This window comes from Microbacterium sp. Leaf351, from assembly GCF_001423825.1.
GTDB lineage: Bacteria > Actinomycetota > Actinomycetes > Actinomycetales > Microbacteriaceae > Microbacterium > Microbacterium ginsengisoli.
The window spans coordinates 63,124-65,712 of the sequence record NZ_LMPK01000009.1; the positions used below are offsets into that span (position 1 = coordinate 63,124).

The 2,589-nt window shown below is 69.9% G+C and carries 3 protein-coding genes; 1 reads left to right on the forward strand and 2 read right to left on the reverse strand.

Annotated elements, in window-relative coordinates; translation table 11 throughout:
- Together leuD and leuC are read right to left on the reverse strand one after the other, a co-directional pair.
- On the reverse strand, positions 1 to 434 hold a 434-nt coding region (gene leuD, locus ASG00_RS03570), incomplete at its 3' end, for a 3-isopropylmalate dehydratase small subunit (RefSeq protein ID WP_442922594.1).
- Between the two features lie 2 nt (positions 435 to 436).
- Positions 437 to 1,918, reverse strand: coding sequence for a 3-isopropylmalate dehydratase large subunit (leuC, locus tag ASG00_RS03575; protein WP_056206954.1), 1,482 nt, complete (start codon positions 1,916 to 1,918; stop codon positions 437 to 439).
- Between the two features lie 242 nt (positions 1,919 to 2,160).
- Here leuC and ASG00_RS16745 point away from each other — a divergent pair.
- Positions 2,161 to 2,589 (forward strand): PLP-dependent transferase (locus ASG00_RS16745; RefSeq protein WP_235559117.1); only part of this gene is annotated, 429 nt, incomplete at its 3' end.

Consider the following 2,589-nt stretch of genomic DNA (forward strand, 5'->3'; position numbering starts at 1 on the left):
ACGGCGGTTCGGGTCTCGAGGTCGACGGTGAGCTGCGCACCGGGGTCGGCATCGAGAACCGCCCAGATCGACTCGAGGTCGGCCTCGGAGATGACCCCGGCCACCAGGCCCTGCTTCCCGGCGTTGCCGCGGAAGATGTCGGCGAACCGGGGGCTCAGCACCACACGGAATCCGTAGTCGCGCAGCGCCCAGACAGCGTGTTCACGACTCGAGCCGGTGCCGAAGTCGGGACCGGCGACGAGCACCGACGCGCCCGCGTAGGCGGGCTGGTTGAGGATGAACTCCGGATCCTGGCGCCAGTTGGCGAACAGCGCGTCCTCGAATCCCGTCTTGGTCACCCGCTTGAGGTAGACGGCCGGGATGATCTGGTCGGTGTCGACGGCCGATCGATGCAGCGGGACGGCGACGCCGGTGTGGGCGGTGAACTTCTCCACGGTCAGGCCTCCTGTCGGGCGCCGGTCGCCACGGCGACGAGCGGTTCGAGATCCGCGGGGCTCGAGAGGGTGCCTCGCACAGCGGTGGCGGCGGCCACGAGAGGCGACACCAGATGCGTCCGCCCGCCCTTGCCCTGACGTCCCTCGAAATTGCGGTTCGACGTCGACGCGCAGCGCTCCCCCGGCGCGAGCTGGTCGGGGTTCATTCCCAGGCACATCGAGCATCCCGCGAACCGCCATTCGGCGCCGAAGTCGGTGAACACCTTGTCGAGTCCCTCGGCCTCAGCCTCCAGGCGCACCCGGGCGGAACCGGGAACCACCATGACGCGCACGCCCGGCGCCTTCGTGCGACCGCGCACGACATCCGCGAACGCGCGCAGGTCCTCGATACGGCTGTTGGTGCACGAGCCCATGAACACGGCGTCGACCGCGACATCCTTCAGCGGGGTGCCGGCCGCGAGGTCCATGTACTCGAGCGCACGCTCGGCGGCGGCCCGCTCGTTCGGGTCCGAGAAATCGGACGGCGTCGGCACGACGTCGCCGAGCGACACACCCTGGCCCGGGTTCGTGCCCCACGTGACGAACGGCTCGAGGGCCGCGGCATCCAGGTAGACCTCCGCGTCGTAGACCGCACCCTCGTCGCTCGGCAGCGTGCGCCAGTAGGCGACGGCGTCGTCCCAGTCCGCGCCTCGCGGCGCGTGCGCACGGCCCTCGAGGTAGGCGAAGGTCGTGTCGTCGGGGGCGACCATACCGGCGCGCGCCCCCGCTTCGATCGACATGTTGCACATCGTCATGCGGCCCTCCATCGAGAGGGACCGGATCGCCGAGCCGCGGAACTCCAGCACGTAGCCCTGGCCGCCGTTCGTGCCGATCTTTGCGATGACAGCCAGGATGATGTCCTTCGCGGTCACCCCGGGCTTCAGCTCGCCCTCGACGGTGATCGCCATCGTCTTGAAGGGCTTGAGCGGCAGCGTCTGCGTGGCCAGCACATGCTCGACCTCGCTCGTGCCGATGCCGAAGGCCATGGCCCCGAACGCGCCGTGGGTGGAGGTGTGGCTGTCGCCGCACACGACGGTGATGCCCGGCATCGTGAGCCCCAACTGCGGGCCGACGACGTGCACGATCCCCTGCTCGCGGTCGCCGAGCGAGTGCAGGCGAACCCCGAACTCGGCCGCGTTGCGACGCAGCGTCTCGATCTGGGTGCGGCTCGTGAGGTCGGCGATCGGCTTGTCGATGTCGAGTGTCGGAGTGTTGTGGTCCTCGGTGGCGATCGTGAGGTCGAGACGGCGCACCGGGCGCCCCTCGGCGCGGAGGCCGTCGAAGGCCTGCGGGCTCGTCACCTCGTGCACCAGGTGCAGGTCGATGTAGATGAGGTCGGGTTCGCCGTTCTCACCCTTGACGACGAGGTGGTTGTCCCAGACCTTCTCCGCGAGCGTGCGCGGACGGTCGGGAATGGTGGGCGAATCGGACGTGATGTCGGTCATGGCTCTGACGTACTCCTCGAGTGGGTGTGGAGGCCCGCGACGAACTCCGCGACGAGGACGGCCTAGAACAAGGTCTCGTCGCGGCCGCTAAGGAGGAGGCGAGCGATCCGCACCTCGTCACAGTACCACCGGCGCCTCGGCGCAGGGCTCGACGGCGTGACGTCGTATTGCACCCGATGATGGCGGCGGCGGCGCGCCGTGCGACGATTCCCCTTTGACCCCCGCCCTACCCGAGGAGAGTCGTGACCGAGCACGCAGCGCACACCGAGGCATCCTTCGACACCCGTGCCGCGCACGCCGGCGCCGAGTGGTCGGATGCCGCGTCCCGCACCGTGCCGCTCTACCTCACCGCCGGGTTCCGCTTCGACGCCTTCGACACCGCCGCCGAGCACTTCGCCACGGGCGCCGGCTTCGGCTACACCCGCACCGGAAACCCGACCGTCTCGGCCCTGGAGCAGAAGCTCGCCGCCCTCGAGTCCGGCGCGGAGGCCGTGTTCCTCGCGAGCGGCCAGGCGGCCGTCACGACCGCCCTGCTCACGCTGCTCTCCGCCGGCGACCACATCGTTCTCTCCGCCCACATCTACGAGGGCACCCGCGGCCTCGTCTTCGACAACCTGTCGCGGCTCGGCATCACGGCCACGCTGGTCGACGAGATCTCCGACCCCGATGCG